Origin of the sequence: Kribbella sp. NPDC051620, from assembly GCF_044453825.1 — a bacterium.
In the GTDB taxonomy this organism is placed as follows: domain Bacteria; phylum Actinomycetota; class Actinomycetes; order Propionibacteriales; family Kribbellaceae; genus Kribbella.
On record NZ_JBITDB010000001.1, the window covers coordinates 1,105,344 to 1,120,181 of the forward strand.

At 68.3% G+C, this 14,838-nt stretch carries 15 protein-coding genes; 8 read left to right on the top strand and 7 right to left on the bottom strand.

What is annotated here, in order from left to right; translation table 11 throughout:
- Window positions 1–125: 125 nt before the first annotated feature.
- The 3 genes from ACIA12_RS04850 to ACIA12_RS04860 all read left to right on the top strand — a co-directional run bounded on the left by ACIA12_RS04850 (window position 126) and on the right by ACIA12_RS04860 (window position 4,878).
- A complete protein-coding gene (locus ACIA12_RS04850) occupies window positions 126–1,025 on the top strand; it encodes an ABC transporter ATP-binding protein (RefSeq protein ID WP_396365473.1) in 900 nt (299 codons plus the stop codon).
- Window positions 1,022–1,804 carry an ABC transporter permease gene (locus tag ACIA12_RS04855; RefSeq protein WP_396365474.1) on the top strand — a complete coding sequence of 261 codons (783 nt, stop codon included), beginning with the start codon at window positions 1,022–1,024 and terminating at the stop codon, window positions 1,802–1,804. Before ACIA12_RS04850 ends, ACIA12_RS04855 begins: the two co-directional genes overlap by 4 nt.
- Before the next feature lie 122 nt (window positions 1,805–1,926).
- A complete protein-coding gene (locus tag ACIA12_RS04860; protein WP_396365475.1) occupies window positions 1,927–4,878 on the top strand; it encodes a glycoside hydrolase family 3 C-terminal domain-containing protein in 2,952 nt (983 codons plus the stop codon).
- 48 nt (window positions 4,879–4,926) lie between these two features.
- Here ACIA12_RS04860 and ACIA12_RS04865 read toward each other — a convergent pair whose 3' ends face one another.
- The 7 genes from ACIA12_RS04865 to ACIA12_RS04895 all read right to left on the bottom strand — a co-directional run bounded on the left by ACIA12_RS04865 (window position 4,927) and on the right by ACIA12_RS04895 (window position 10,648).
- Window positions 4,927–6,735 carry a glycoside hydrolase family 127 protein gene (locus tag ACIA12_RS04865; protein ID WP_396365476.1) on the bottom strand — a complete coding sequence of 603 codons (1,809 nt, stop codon included), beginning with the start codon at window positions 6,733–6,735 and terminating at the stop codon, window positions 4,927–4,929.
- A 41-nt stretch (window positions 6,736–6,776) separates the two neighbouring features.
- Window positions 6,777–6,971, bottom strand: a complete 195-nt coding sequence (locus ACIA12_RS04870) for a MerR family DNA-binding transcriptional regulator (protein ID WP_396365477.1) — start codon at window positions 6,969–6,971, stop codon at window positions 6,777–6,779.
- 22 nt (window positions 6,972–6,993) lie between these two features.
- Window positions 6,994–7,551, bottom strand: a complete 558-nt coding sequence (locus ACIA12_RS04875; protein WP_396365478.1) for an MFS transporter — start codon at window positions 7,549–7,551, stop codon at window positions 6,994–6,996.
- Window positions 7,548–8,051 carry an MFS transporter gene (locus tag ACIA12_RS04880; protein WP_396365479.1) on the bottom strand — a complete coding sequence of 168 codons (504 nt, stop codon included), beginning with the start codon at window positions 8,049–8,051 and terminating at the stop codon, window positions 7,548–7,550. Before ACIA12_RS04880 ends, ACIA12_RS04875 begins: the two co-directional genes overlap by 4 nt.
- A 93-nt stretch (window positions 8,052–8,144) precedes the next feature.
- Complete coding sequence (locus tag ACIA12_RS04885; RefSeq protein ID WP_396365480.1) at window positions 8,145–8,933, bottom strand: oxidoreductase; 789 nt, start codon at window positions 8,931–8,933, stop codon at window positions 8,145–8,147.
- Between the two features lie 69 nt (window positions 8,934–9,002).
- Window positions 9,003–9,578 carry a TetR/AcrR family transcriptional regulator gene (locus ACIA12_RS04890; RefSeq protein WP_396365481.1) on the bottom strand — a complete coding sequence of 192 codons (576 nt, stop codon included), beginning with the start codon at window positions 9,576–9,578 and terminating at the stop codon, window positions 9,003–9,005.
- Window positions 9,579–9,640: 62 nt separating this feature from the next.
- On the bottom strand, window positions 9,641–10,648 hold the full coding sequence (locus ACIA12_RS04895) for a GlxA family transcriptional regulator (RefSeq protein ID WP_396365482.1): 1,008 nt from the start codon (window positions 10,646–10,648) through the stop codon (window positions 9,641–9,643).
- A gap of 93 nt (window positions 10,649–10,741) precedes the next feature.
- Here ACIA12_RS04895 and ACIA12_RS04900 point away from each other — a divergent pair, with 93 nt between their 5' ends.
- From ACIA12_RS04900 to ACIA12_RS04920, 5 genes are all read left to right on the top strand, one after another.
- Window positions 10,742–11,380: an HD domain-containing protein gene (locus ACIA12_RS04900; RefSeq protein ID WP_396365483.1), complete on the top strand. Its 639-nt coding sequence runs from the start codon at window positions 10,742–10,744 to the stop codon at window positions 11,378–11,380.
- A gap of 39 nt (window positions 11,381–11,419) precedes the next feature.
- Entirely contained in the window at window positions 11,420–12,313 is an 894-nt protein-coding gene (gene sigJ / locus ACIA12_RS04905; RefSeq protein ID WP_396365484.1) for an RNA polymerase sigma factor SigJ, read from the top strand.
- A gap of 119 nt (window positions 12,314–12,432) precedes the next feature.
- Window positions 12,433–12,897 carry a cupin domain-containing protein gene (locus tag ACIA12_RS04910; protein WP_396366028.1) on the top strand — a complete coding sequence of 155 codons (465 nt, stop codon included), beginning with the start codon at window positions 12,433–12,435 and terminating at the stop codon, window positions 12,895–12,897.
- 45 nt (window positions 12,898–12,942) lie between these two features.
- Window positions 12,943–13,398: a carboxymuconolactone decarboxylase family protein gene (locus ACIA12_RS04915; RefSeq protein WP_396365485.1), complete on the top strand. Its 456-nt coding sequence runs from the start codon at window positions 12,943–12,945 to the stop codon at window positions 13,396–13,398.
- A gap of 141 nt (window positions 13,399–13,539) precedes the next feature.
- The gene (locus ACIA12_RS04920) at window positions 13,540–14,823 is read left to right on the top strand and encodes an NAD(P)/FAD-dependent oxidoreductase (protein ID WP_396365486.1); all 1,284 of its coding nucleotides are present in this window, start codon (window positions 13,540–13,542) and stop codon (window positions 14,821–14,823) included.
- Window positions 14,824–14,838 lie beyond the last annotated feature (15 nt).

A 14,838-nucleotide genomic window follows, 5' to 3' on the forward strand; every position in this document is an offset into this window, starting at 1 on the left:
CGCGGGGCAGGGACCATGGCAGGGGCCGGCCCCCTACCGTGGTCTGGTCACGTCCAGCCCGTGGCTGGCGGGTATGGCTCCGCGGCCGATGCGCCGGCATCGCCCCGGCGACCACGCTCGACCTCATGATCACAGTCGAAGAACTCAGCAAGCGGTACGGCGCACACCAGTCCGTCGACCGAGTCTCCTTCCGGGCGCTGCCCGGGTCCGTCACCGGCTTCCTCGGTCCGAACGGTGCGGGCAAGTCGACGACGATGCGGATGATGACCGGCCTGACGCCGCCGTCGGCGGGGCGCAGTACGGTCCTCGGCGTACCGTACGTCGACCTTCCCAACCCCGGCCGGCACGTCGGGGTCCTCCTCGATGCCTCCGCGCAGCACACCGGGCGTACCGGGCGCGAGATCCTCCGGCTCGGCGCGACCATGATGGGCCTTCGCCGGCAGCGGGTGGAAGAGATGCTCGACATCGTCGGGTTGTCGGCCGACGAGGGTGACCGCAGGGTCGGCAACTACTCGCTCGGGATGCGGCAACGGCTCGGCATCGCGCATGCCCTGCTCGGCGATCCACAGGTGCTCGTCCTGGACGAGCCCGCCAACGGGCTCGACCCGGCCGGCATCCACTGGATGCGCGGGTTGCTCAAGGGTTTCGCGGACCGTGGCGGAACCGTCCTGCTGTCGTCGCACCTGTTGCACGAGATCGAGATCATCGCCGACCACCTGGTCGTCATCGGCCGCGGCGTGATCGTCGCCGACGGCAGCAAGGCGAGTTTGCTGGACGCGGCCGGCACGCTGGTCCGCGGTCTCGAACCGATTGCCCTCGGCAACTGTCTCGACGGCGGCGGTTTCACTCATCGGACGGCCGCGGACGGCGCGTACGTCGTACAGGCCACCCGCGAGCAGATCGCCCAGCTGACCGCACACCACGGCATCGTCGTCACCGAGTTGCGGGCCGCGGACGGCGCCGGGCTCGAGGACATGTTCCTGCAGCTCACCGCAGTCGACGCACGAGAGAAGGTCACCGCATGACTACCGCAACCGTCTGCCCGGACCCGGACGTCCGGTCCATCCCCTTCGGCCGGCTGCTTCGGGTCGAGCTGCGCAAGCTCGTCGACACCAGGGCAGGCTTCTGGTTGCTGACGGCAATCATCGTGATCACGGTCGTCGTGATCGGCGTGTTCCTGTTCGTCGCCGATCCGGACCAACTGACGTACATCAACTTCGTCGGGGCGACGGCGACACCGCAAAGCCTCCTGCTCCCGGTCCTCGGCATCCTCGCGGTCACCGCCGAATGGAGCCAGCGTACCGGCCTGGTCACCTTCACTCTCGAACCGAGCCGGATCCGGATCGCCGTCGCCAAGCTGGTCGCTGTGACTCTGGTCGGCCTGGTCGCGGTCGGCGTGGCTCTTGGCATAGCGGCGCTCAGCAACGTCGCCGGAATGGTGTTCCTGGACGGCGCCGGCAGCTGGAACGTCGGGCCCGCCAACGTCCGGGACTTCTTCGCCCTGCAACTGATCGGCATCATCCAGGGCTTCGCCTTCGGCATGCTGCTGATGAACACCGCCGCGGCGATCGTCTTGTACTACGTGATCCCGATCGCCTGGAACATCCTCTTCTCGATGGTGGACGCGCTGGAGCAGGTCGCGCCCTGGCTGGACCTCAACACCGCGATGGCACCCGCCTTCGACCACCAGACGTTCCACGGCGCCGACTGGGCCCACATCGCCGTCGCCGGGAGCATCTGGGTACTCCTGCCACTCGTACTAGGCCTCCTGCGCCTACTCCACCGAGAAGTGAAGTCGGCCTGACCACCTGATAGCTGCTGGCTGGAGACGCCGGTCCGGAGGGCGGCGATGGCGCCGAGCTCTTGACGGACCGGCTTCTTGCCTCGATAGTCGAAGCGCTTCGATAACCTTCGGAAGGGACCGCCATGACCTACCTCAGCCGAGTCGGAGGCGCACTCGTGGCGTTGCTGCTCGTTCCCGCGTTCCTCGTGGCGCAGCCGGTGCAGGCCGAGCCCCTGCCGGAGTTCCGCAATCCTGACCTGCCGCTGAAGGCCCGGGTGGATGACCTGACCAGCCGGCTGACGCTGGACGAGAAAATCTCGCTGCTGCACCAGTACCAGCCCGCCATACCGAGACTCGGGATCGCCTCGTTCAAGACCGGGACAGAGGCGTTGCACGGCGTCGCCTGGCTGGGGAAGGCGACGGTGTTCCCGCAGGCTGTCGGGCTCGGTAGTACCTGGGACCCGAACTTGATCAAGCGGGTCGGGTCGGCCGTCGGCGATGAGGCCAGAGCCTTCAACAAGCTCGACCCGGCGAAGAACGGGCTGAACCTGTGGGCGCCGGTGGTCAACCAGTTGCGTGACCCCAGGTGGGGTCGCAACGAGGAGGGCTACGCCGAAGATCCGTTGCTGACGAGTGAGATCGCGACGGCGTACGGACGCGGCTTGCAGGGTGATGACCCGCGCTATCTCAAGACCGCTCCGACGCTGAAGCACTTCGCCTCGTACAACGTCGAGACGGACCGCAGCCGGGTGTCGGCGAGCGTCCGGCCGCGAGTACTGCGCGAGTACGAGTACAAAGCGTTCCAGCCGACCCTGACCGCGCGGGCAGCCACCGGCGTGATGGCGTCGTACAACCTGCTGAACGGAAGGCCGACCCATGTGTCGCCCGAGCTCGGCGAGACCGTGCGCTCCTGGTCGCCTGATGATCTGATGATCGTCGGCGACGCCTCCGGCGCGGGCAACGTCAGCGGTTCGCAGCAGTACTACCCGACGGCTACCGAGGGCGTTGCGGCGTCGATCAAGGCCGGCCTCGACAGCTTCACCGAGAACGACGCCAACGGCGGGCCGACGGTCACCGCGGTGAAGGATGCGCTGGCCAAGGGCCTGCTCACCGAGGCCGACATCGACAAGCCGGTCGGGCATCTGTTCTCGATCCGCTTCCGGCTCGGTGAGTTCGACCCGGCCGGACGGAACCCGTACGAGCAGATCGAACCGGACAGCATCGACAGCCCGGCGCACCGGGAGCTTGCCCGCGAGGCTGCCCGCAAGCAACTCGTCCTGCTCGAGAACAAGCACCGGGCGCTGCCGCTCGACCCAGCCGGCACCAAGGACGTTGCGGTGATCGGCCAGCTGGCCGACACCGTCTCCGAGGACTGGTACTCGGGCACGATGCCGTACCGGATCACGCCGAGAGCCGGTATCGCCGAGCGGCTCGGGGCCGGCCACGCCGTCACCGCGACCGAGGGCGTGGACCGGATCGCTCTCCGCTCCGTTGCCAGCGGCAAGTATGTGACGGCGCCCGCCGGAGCCACCGGCGGTGAGCTGATCGCTGACGCCGCGACGGCGGGAACAGCGCAGTCACTCGATGTCTTCGACTGGGGCGGCGGCACTCTGACGTTGCGCTCGGCTGCCAATGGCAAGTACGTCTCGAAGAGCGGGGCGGGGCTGGTGAACGACCAGGACAAGCCCAACGGCTGGTTCGTGCAGCAGCAGTTCGGCCTCGAGAGGCTTGCCAACGGCAATTACGTGCTGCGGTATCGCGGCAACGAGGTCAAGGAACCGTGGTACGGCCCCAATCAGTACGTCGCCCTGCAGGCCGATGGGAAGCTGACCGTCAGCGCGGCCACTCGGGACGCGGCGGCTCAGTTCACCCGAGAGGTCCTCGTCAGCGGTACGGCGGCTGCGGTGGAGGCCGCGAAGAAGGCGGAGACCGCGGTTGTGGTGGTCGGCAGTACTCCGTTCGTCAACGGGCGCGAGGACGACGACCGTCAGGACACGGCACTCGCCGCAGGCCAGCAGGCGATCGTGAAGGCCGTCACCGCTGCCAACCCCAGGACCGTTGTGGTGCTGGAGAGCAGCTATCCGTTGACGGGGGACTGGGCCCAGGCGAAGGCGGTGCTGTGGACGTCGCACGCGGGCCAGGAGACCGGCCGGGCGCTGGCGGACGTGCTCTTCGGGGACTACTCACCGTCGGGTCGGCTTCCGCAGACGTGGTACCGCACGGACAAGGAGTTGCCGGATCCGCTCGACTTCGATGTCATCAAGGCCGGCTGGACCTATCAGTACCACCGGGCCGCTCCGCTCTACCCGTTCGGCCATGGCCTGACGTACGGCACCTTCCAGTACTCCCGGCTGCGGGTCGGCTCGCCCGTCGTCAAGGCGAACGGGCGGCTCAAGGTCAGCGTCGACGTCACCAACACCAGCCGGACCGCGAGCGAGGAGGTCGTCCAGCTCTACACGGCTCAACGCACCTCGCGAGTCGCTCAGCCGGTGAAGACGCTGCGGGGCTTCCAGCGGCTGTCGTTCGCGCCAGGCCAACGTCGTACCGTCTCCTTCGACGTGAAGGCGAGTGACCTGGCGTTCTGGGACGTGACCAGGAACAAATGGGTGGTTGAGTCCAGTGACCAGGACGTCCAGGTGGGCAGCTCGTCGGCGAACATCAGAGCCCGTACGACAGTTGCCGTCCGCGGCGAGGTGATCCCGCCCCGGGACCTGAGCAGGCGTACGGCGGCGACGGACTTCGACGACTACTCCGGGATCGAGCTGATCGACGCCGCCAAGGTGCGCGGCGACGCGGTCGGCAAGACGACCGCGGGCGACTGGATCTCCTTCCAGGACGTCCGACTCGGCCGCGGCGCCACCCGCCTGGAGGCTGCCGTCTCACGGGCTTCGGCCGGAACTGCGAAGGTGGAGATCCACCTCGACAGCCCGACCGGACCCATCGCCGGCACGCTCGCCATCCCCGCCACCACCGACCGCTACAGCTGGACGTCGGCGACGGCCCAGCTCGACCCACGGGTGGCCCGCGGCGTTCGAGACGTCTACCTGGTGTTCACCGGCGCCGGCACGAACATCCGCGACCTGACCATCAAGTAGCTCACCAGCGAGCTTGCCGTCGGTGCCGCGGTCTGCGGCGCCGGCGGCTCAGGCCAGCGGGAGCCACACTCGCATGGCGCCGGGACCTCGGTTCGCCCAGGTGTAGTACGGGATCGCGGTGACAGTGAGCGCAGTGCCGGTGGGCGATGCTGCCTGGTACGGCTGATAGAGAGTCTGATCGAGGGCGCTGACCACAGCAGACAGCCGAAGCCGTACGACGCCGTCCGGCGCGACCTCTTCGACAATGGCTGCCGAAGGGTCGAGGCTCAGCTGCTCGATCACGACTCCGTCGGGAAGGTCTGCCTGCTCGACGCAGTACACGATCGGTCCGCGCTGGATTGCCACGCACCCGCGGACTGCGTCGGTACGCCGGTCCGCGCGCACCAATCGCGGCGTCATCGGCAAGGTCAGCCGGACCGTCGCGCCATCCTGGCAGGACACCCGCAGATACTCGCCCGGCGCCGGCTCCGCGAGGACCTCGGCAGCCGTGACTGCGACGGTTGCGCCCTCAGCCCAGCTGGGGATTCGTACTGCCAGGTCCCCGTGACCTGCGATGGTGACGAGCACGTCACCGCGCCATGGATAGTCGGTTTCGACAACCGCGGTCAGCGGGCCGGCCTCGAACGATCCAGCTGTCAGCAGGTGCAACTGAAGCCCGGACCCGTCCGACGTAGCGGTGTAGCCGTGCAGGGAGGCGAGCAGGCGGGCGAGATTCGGTGGGCAGCAGGCGCAGTCGTACCAAGGCAGGCGCTCGCTGGGTGAGTCCTCGTGCGAGCCGTCGTGTCCGGTGCGCAACTGCAGGGGGTTGGAGTAGAAGAAGGCAGTGCCGTCATGGCTCGTCGACGCCGCGATGGCGTTGTGCAGGGCACGCTCCATCTCCTCGGCGTACCGTGCCTGCCCGGTCGCCAGCAGCATTCGCCAGCACCACTGCAGGGCTGCGATCGAGGCGCAGGTCTCGGCGTAGGCGCGGTCGGGTGGCAGCTCGAACGGATCACCGTACGCCTCGTCGCGGTGTCTCGAACCGTGCCCGCCGGTGATGTACATCTTCGTGCCGAAGGCGCTGTCCCAGAGTTGCTCCATCGCGTGCAGCAAGGTCTCGTCGCCGGTCTCCAGGTGCAGATCGGTGACACCGGCGGCCAGATAGAGCTGCCGGACCGAGTGACCGATGGCCTCGGTCGCCGCCCGCACCGGCAGATGATCCTGGGCGTACTGCGATCCGAAGTGTCCGGCCGGCAGCACCCGGTGCCCACGTCGCTCGATCTGGAGCTCCGCCGACCGCAGATAGGACTCCTCGCCGGTTTCGCGGTAGAGCTCGATCAGCGCGGTCTCCACTTCCGGGTGCCCGTCGAGCAGGGGACCGGTACCGGGGTCGAAGGTGCGGACGATCAGGTCGGCGAATCTCCGCGCGATCGCGAGGAACCGCGGATCGCGACCACCCCGGTGGATCGCCACGGCGGCCTGGATGAGATGGCCGGCGCAGTACAGCTCATGGCTGTATTCGAGATGCTTGAACGGCTCCTCGCCCGGTGTTCCCTGGACCCGGGTGTTGAGGTAGCCGTTCGGTGTCTGCACCTGCTCCAGCAAGTCGGCAACCTCGGACAGCAATCCGTCCCACCGGTCGGTACCGGTCCGGGCCATCTCCCAACCGATCGCTTCGAGCGTCTTGTAGAGATCCGAATCAGCAAACCAGAACCCTCGAAACTCTCCCGGCACGTCGCCCACAAGCCGCTGGAAGTTCGCGATGACACCAGTCCGCCCCAGGTTGTCCACGCAATGCGGAATGGTGCCCGCCGCATTGACTTCCTGCCGCCTCCCCAGCAAGGACTCCGCATCCAGCCGGACAGCATCCAACGGCACCGGCCTCAACCGCCCACCCCTCCGCGGCACGACAGCGCCGGTCACAACCGATCCCACTCGATCGGGTCGCCGTTCGCCGGTTTGATCGACAGGACCGTGTGGAGGTAGTCGGCGATGGCGCTGCGGTTGCGCCTCAGGCATTCGATGCGTTCGGACAGGCGGGGCCGCTGCTCCTCGTAGTGGCGCAGGAGGCGACGGGACACGCCCGCGCGCTCTGCAAGCTCTCCGGTCTTCATGGCTTCCACGGTACGACCGGCATCATCGCGCCGAAGTCCGTGACCGAGGTGCGGGAAATCCGTGCCTGTCGACGACCACGGTGAGCAGAACCAGCGCGAGGATCGCGAGCACCGACCAGGGAAACGACCCCGCGCCCAGTCCGTCGAGGAGCAGACCGCCCGCTACTCCGCCCAGAGCGAGCGCGGTGTTCCACAAGGTGACGAGCATGGCCTGAGCGGTGTCCGCGGCGGCGCCGGCCGCTTGGCCGAGTGCTGTCTGGAGAAGGGTCGCCATGCCACCGAAACCGAGTCCCCACAGGGCCGCCGCGGCGTACACGATGCCCGGGCTGCCGGCCAGCGTCGCCAGCAGGGTCGCCCCGGCAGCGAACAGAAAGGTGCCGGTGATCATGAGTCGGCGCAGGTGACGGTGGATGTGGAATCCCACCAACGAGATGGCCGCCACCGAGGCCGTACCGAACACGAACAGCACTCGCGCAGTGGAGCCGACCATGCCGAACTTGTCGAGGAAGGTCGCGATGTAGGTGTAGAGAATGGTGTGCGCCAAGACGACGGTCAGGACGACGAGGAGAACCGGTGTCACCCCAGGAACACGTACCGTGTGGGCGATCCGGAACCGGCGCTCGCGATGTTCACCGGGGACTTGCCATGCAGCGCGCTGGGCACCATGCGCCGCGCGTAACCTGCCATCATCGCCCAGACCAGCCCACCGCACACTCCCGCGATGAACCGGCCGAGCATCGTCAGCAGGTACTGGTCCGAGACCGCGGTGAGCGTGTTGGCGACGGCGAACCCAGCCATCGTGGCCAGGAGCAACCTCTTCCGCCGCCACCCGGAAGTGGCGGCGGACAAGGGGATCGCGGCGACCGCGGAGCCGATCGCGTAGATGGTCACTGCCTGACCCATCGCCGACTCGCTCACCTGCAGATCGCTGCTCATCGCGGGCAACAGGCCTCCGGGCAGAGCCTCGGTGAGGACGGTGATGAAGGAAGCCGTGGCCATTGCGGCCAGTGGCGCCAAGGGGAGCCGCTGTTTCGTGTCGGCCGCCGGACTGCCGGTCGGCTGTGACGTTGTGTTTCGCATGCCCCCAGGCTCGAACCCTCACAGCAGTGTGAGGGTCAAGCGGGCCGGCTATGAACTCAGTCACAGGCCGCCCACCGATACGGACCACGGCCGTCAAAGTGTCTTGATCTGGCCACCGTCCAGGACGAACTCGGCGCCGGTGGTGTTGGCGGAGCGGGCCGAGGCGAGGAACAGTACGAGATCGGCGACCTCCTCCGGCTCGGCGATCCGGCCCGTACTGATTCCCATGCTCTGCGGAACGACCTCGTCGAGCGCCTGCTGGGCGGTGACCCCGGCCCCGGCGGCGATGCCCTGTGCCATGCCTTCCGGACCGGTCCACAGCGGCGTTCGCACCGGCCCGGGAGAGACCGCATTGACCCGGACGCCGCGCGGCGCGAACTCCTCCGACAGGGCCTTGGTCAGATTGGTCATCGCCGCTTTCGCGGCCGAGTAGTCGACCACCATCGGGAACGGCAGCCGGGCATTGATGCTGCTGATGTTGACGATCGCTCCGCGGGCGTCGAGCAGCGCGGGCAGGGCGGCCCTGCTGGTGCGTACCGCGCTGAAGAACGTCACGTCGAACATCCGTGCCCAGTCGGTGTCGGCGACGTCAAGGAAGCCGGCCCGGCCCGAGGTCGCGCCAACGTTGTTGACCAGGACATCCAGCCGTCCGTACGTCGACAGTGCGGCATCCACAAGCCGCTGTGGTGTGTCTGCCTCGGTGATGTCGGCCAGCACCACGGTGGCGCCACGCGCCGTCAGGGCGTCGAGTTCGGGCGTGCTGGTACGGCTGTTCGCCACCACGTGACCACCCTCGTCCAGCAAGGCCGAGGCGGTGGCCAGGCCGATACCTTTGCTCGCGCCGGTGACGATGGCGACCTTGTCCTGCAGTTCGAGATTCACGACGACTCCTAGTTGTAGACTGATCAGTTCCTAATTCGGGCAGCAGAGAAGCCGGGGCGGAGGGATGATTCAGTCGAGCGCTCTCACCGCAACCGCGACCGCGTTCTCGAGGAACGCGCGCCCCGCGCGGGCCTTGCTCATCACGCGCAGTCCCTGCACGAACGTGGTGAGGAACTGGGCGAGCTCGAGCGGCTTCTTGTCCGCTGCGATCTCCCCGCGAACCTGGGCCCGCTCCAACGCTCCGGCCAGTGCTGACTCGACCTGGTGCATGGTGTGGGAGACCTGCCGCACCGTCTCCGGATGGGACGAGCGCTCTGTGGCCGCGTTGACCAGCAGGCAGCCCCGTTCAGGATCCGCGAGATCCGCCTCCACCAGCTCGAGAAGCACCGCACGGATCGCCGGCCGCACCAACGCCGCCCGGTCCAAGACCTCGATGAGGCCGCCGGCATGCTGCTGGCAGTAGCGCCGAAGCGCCATCGCATACAGCTGCTCCTTGGATCCGAACGCTTTGTACAGGCTGCCCCGGGTGATCTCGAGACCCTCCACGAGGTCCTCCGTCGAGGTGGCCTCGAACCCCTGGCGCCAGAACAACTCCATCGCGCGGTCCACTGCCACGTCGATGTTGAACGTCCTCGGCCTGCCCATGGTGCGACAGTACAGCATTAGGAACTGATCAGTCCACAACCGTGGTGCGCACGGCGGTCCGGCTAGCTTGTTTCGCGGTTTGCGGTGCTGAAGCTGCGCTGGTACGCCGCCGGCGAGATCGCCAGTTCGCGGGCGAAGACGCGGCGCATACTCTCGTAGCCCGGGAAGCCGGCGCGGGCCGCGGCCTGGGTCGCCGTGTGGCCCTGGTCGAGCAGCGCCTTGGCCAGGTCGAAGCGGATCAGCTCGACGTACCGCGTCGGTGTGGTGGCCAGCTCGTCGCGGAAGAGCCGGGTGAGATGACGGGCGCTGAGGTTGAGGTGCCGGGCGAGCTCGGCGAGCGAGTGGTCGCCGGACGGATCGGCAGTCACCAGATCGACGATGGTGCGCAGCGCCGGTGTCTTCGGCGGCGGGCCCTGCAGGGGGATGGAGAACTGTGACTGACCGCCCGAACGTTGGAGGTAGACAACAAGATGGCGAGCGGCGCTCCGGGTGAGTTCCGGCCCGTGGTCATCTTCGACAAGCGCCAGAGCGAGGTCGATGCCGGCGCTCACTCCGGCTGACGTGTACGTCGTCCCGTCGCGGACGTAGATCGAGTCGGGCTCGACGGTCGTCGTGGGATGCCGGGACGCGAGTTCGTGGGCCACCTTCCAGTGTGTGGTCGCCCGCTTGCCGTCGAGCAGACCGGCCGCGCCCAGGACGAACGCGCCGGTGCAGATCGACCCGACCCGAACCGCCCGTGCTGCCAGCGTGCGGGCGGCGTCGACCAGGCCGCCGTCGATCGCCGTACGCGGAAAGACGTCGCCACCGGCAACCAGGAAGGTTCCAGCAGTGGGCACGGAGCTGGCGTCGCCGTCCACCGCCATCCGGATACCGATCGATGAGGTGACGTCCGCACCGGTGGGGGAGACCAGCACCACCTGGTACCGCGCGCCCAGCCGGTTGGCCTCGGCGAACACGTCGGCCGGGCCGGCGACGTCGAGCAGCTTGACGCCGTCATACACCAGGATTGCGACCCGGTGCGGCGAGGACCTCGGCGTACCGGCGGACATGTCCGGATGCGAGTGGTTCATGGCCGGACCGAGGCAGCGCGCCGGCCGGTCTGTGCGCGATCGTGGAGATCGGGCGAACCGTTCGCCGCGACGACACCGGAAAGTGCAAGGTCCATGAGCGAGATCATCCCAGCAGCCCAGATCCCCGAGACAGCGGCGGCGGCCGACGCGGCGCAGTGGGTCCGTGATCACACCAGCCCGCTCATCTACCATCACTCCCGGCGGGTGTTCGCCTTCGCGATGATGCACGCCCGGCTGCTCGGGCTGGAGCCGGATCCGGAGCTGGTCTACTACTCGGCCATGTTCCACGATGCCGGTCTGCTCACGCCTTACTCGCGCACCGAGCAGCGGTTCGAGCTGGACGGCGCGGACCACGCCCGCCGGTTCCTGCTCGATCGCGGGTTCAGCAGCGCCGCCGCGGACGTGGTCTGGACGGCGATCGCGCTGCACACGACGCCAGGCGTGCCGGTCCGGATGGGACCGGAGATCGCCGCCACGACGTACGGCGTGCTCACCGACGCGATCGGGTACGGTCTCGAGCTGCTGGATCCCGCGGAGGTGGCGGCGGTGACGGCGGCCGACCCGCGGGGGGACTTCAAGCAGGAGTTCCTCCAGACGTTCGTCGACGCGCTGAAGGACCGGCCGGACACCACCTTCGGCACGATGAACGCCGATGTGCTGGCGGAGTTCGTGCCCGGCTTCCGCCGGCTCAGCGTCGTCGAGCGCGTCAGGTCAGCGGCCTGGCCGACCTGAGGGTCGTCCGGTACGCAGGTCGGAGGAGGTTGCGTTCGGATGGCTGACCAGCACGAACAGGTTGACGACCGGCTCGGTGCCGAGTGGGAGCTTCATCGGCCGGCGGTGTTCGGTGCGGCGTACCGGATTCTCGGCAGCGTGGCCGACGCCGAGGATGTGGTTCAGGACGTGTGGCTGCGGGCGGCCGGTTCGGACCTGGCCGAGGTGAACGACCTGCGGGCGTGGCTGGTCACGGTGGCCGCGCGGCGTTCGTACGACATCCTCAAGAGTGCTCGCGTGCGTCGTGAGACGTACGTCGGGCCGTGGCTGCCGGAGCCGCTGCTGACGGGTCCGGACGCCTCCGAGCCGGTACTGGTCGACGAGTCCGTCAGCGCGGCGATGCTGCTGATCATGGAACAGCTGAGCCCACCGGAGCGGGTGGCCTTCGTACTGCACGATGTCTTCGGTCTCGAGTTCGGCCGGATCGCGGAGGTCCTCGATGTCTCTGTACCGGCCGCCCGGCAGCTCGCATCGCGGGCGCGGCGGCGGGTGGCCAAGGAGAAGGAGTCCGTTCCGCCGGCACCGAGGGCGGAGCGTGAACGGGTGCTCACCGCCTTCCGGGCGGCCTACGAATCCGGTGACCTGGCCGGCCTGGTCGAGCTGCTGGATCCGGACGCCGTCTATGTCACGGACGGAGGCGGCAAGGTCGCGGCTGCACGCAAGTTCATCGAGGGTGGCGAGCGCATCGCCGAGGTGATGGTCCGGGTCGGTCGCCAGCGGGGACTGGATCAGGTCGACCTCGTCGAGGTCGGTGGGGAGCTGTCCCTCGTCTTCCACCGGCGGGGACTCGTGTACTCCGTCGACACGATGCAGATCACCGGCGGCCGGATCACGGCGTACCGCAGGGTCGTCAACCCGGACAAACTCACCCACGTCCGAGCTGTCACACCCTGAGGAGCTATCTCGTCTCCCTGCCGAGAGCAGGTCACTTCAAGTCAAGGACGGTCATGCACGTCATCAAGACCATCAGTCGCGGTGCCCGGGCGGCGTACAGGAGGCTGCTCGTGACCAGAATGCGGATCGCAGGCGGCCTACTGGCTGTTGTCTTGCTGCTCGGCGCCACGGCCTGCTCCACCCAAGACGAGACGCGCGCCACGCCGGCCGCCGTAACCAGTCCGACGGCCGGTACGGCATCACCGCCCGCCGAAAGCCTCACGCCTCTGCAACGGCAGGCCCTGCCGAACGTGCCGGGCAAGACCTTCACCTCGGCGATCGTCGATTTCCCGCCCGGCGCTCACGCCTTGCCGCACCGGCACGGCGACGCGTTCGTCTACGCGTACGTGCTCGAGGGCACCGTGCGCAGCCAGGTCGACGACCAGCCCGTGACCACCTTCGGCCCGGGCAAGAGCTGGGTCGAGCAGCCGGGCGCGCACCACGTCCGTACCGAGAACACGAGCTCGACCCAACCGGCCAAGCTCCTGGTCGTCTTCGTCGCCGACACCGGGGACGAGCTCAAGATCGACGACCCGCACCGATAACCCGAAGTTGCCCCAGGCAACCTCAATCGAAGAAACGAAGGAATTGTGAACACCGAACGTGTCAGCATCGACAAGCAGCACCCGGCCGCGTACAAGGCCCTGATCGCCTTGTCCGTGGAGGCGGAGAACGGCGCCGCCGCGGCGGGCATCGACCCGCTCCTGGCAGAGCTGGTGAGGATCCGGGCGTCCCAGCTCAACGGCTGCGCCTTCTGCCTGCGGATGCACACCCGTGACGCCCTCAAGAAGGGCGAGAACCCCGACCGGATCGCCGTCCTGCCCGCGTGGGAGGAGACCGGCTACTTCTCCGAGACCGATCGCGCCGCCCTGCGCCTGACCGAGGCGATCACCCTGGTACCAGACGGGCACGTCAGCGACGAGAACTACGACGCCGCGGCGGCCGTCCTCACCGCGGACCAGATCTCGGCTGTTGCCTGGCTGGTCACGGTGATCAACGCCTTCAACCGGGTAGCGATCACCAGCCGGTATCCGGTCGCCGCCTGATCCGCGCCGACGACAACTCGTCGACGGAGCGGATTGTTGGCTCATCGCGCGATCGATCAGTCATGCTGGGCGGGGGGTCGTGGTCTTTCGTGCGTGGACGAGAGGAGGAGGGGTCACCGATCGTGGTGGCCCCGGTTGCCGATGAAGACTGCACGAGTGGTGATCGTCGGGGCGGGGTTCGCGGGGTATCACGCGGCGCGCGGCCTGCAGCGCAGCGCGCCCGGCGCCGAGATCGTCCTGATCAATCCGACCGACTACTTCCTGTACCTCCCGCTGCTACCCGAGGTCGCGGCCGGGGTGCTGGAGCCGCGCCGGATCTGCGTGTCGCTGCCCAACCGGTTGCCGAAGGTCAAGCTGAAGCTGGGCATGGTCACCGGCATCGACATCAACGGCCACGGCGTCGAGTGGGTCGATCCGGAGGGACGGCGCGGTACGACGGAGTTCGACCGGCTGATCCTCGCGTCGGGCAGTGTCAACAAGCTGCTGCCGATCCCGGGCGTCGCGGAGTACGCGCACGGGTTCCGGAGCATCTCCGAGGCGCTGTTCCTGCGTGACCACATCACCCGCCAGCTGGAACTGGCGGCGGCGACCAACGACCAGGACGAACGCGACGCGCGGTGCACCTTCGTCGTGATCGGCGCCGGGTACACAGGCACCGAGGTCGCCGCGCAGGGGCAGCTGTTCACGCGACGCCTGGCGCGGCAGCTGCCGGCCCTGCGGAACCAGCGGGTGCGCTGGGTGCTGGCAGACCTCGCGGACCGGCTCCTGCCGGGACTCCACCCGAGGATGTCGGCGACGGCTGAGCGCGTACTGCGCAAGCGCGGCGTCGAGGTCCGTACCGGCGAATCGGTCGCGTACGCCGCGCCGGACTGCCTGCGGATGACGAAGGGTGAGGAGATCCCCACCCGGTCGCTCATCTGGTGCGTCGGAGTACGGCCGGACCCGTTGGTCGACGGGCTCTCGCTGCCCACCGATCGCGGCCGTCTCCGGGTCCACGAGACGCTCGTCGTCGAGCGCCGGGCGCACGTGTTCGCCGTCGGCGACTGCGCCGCCGTCCCCGACGTCACACAGCCCGGATCGTTCACCGGGATGACCGCGCAGCACGCCCAGCGCCAGGGCAAGCTGGTCGCTCACAACGTGGCCGCCTCACTCGAAGGCGCCGAGCTGACGCCGTACAAACACCATGACCTCGGCTTCCTGGTCGACCTCGGCGGATGGCAGTCAGCCGCCAGCCCGCTGGGCATTCCCCTGTCCGGCCTGCCGGCCAAGGCGGTCACCCGCGGCTACCACCTGCTCTCCCTCCCCGGCAACCGAACCCGGACCGCGACAGACTGGGCAATCAACACCCTGATGCCACCCCAAGCCGTACAACTCGGCCTGATCGGCGCCGACCGCGTCCGCCTCGACTGCACCGCCACCAACTGACAACCGGCAACGCCG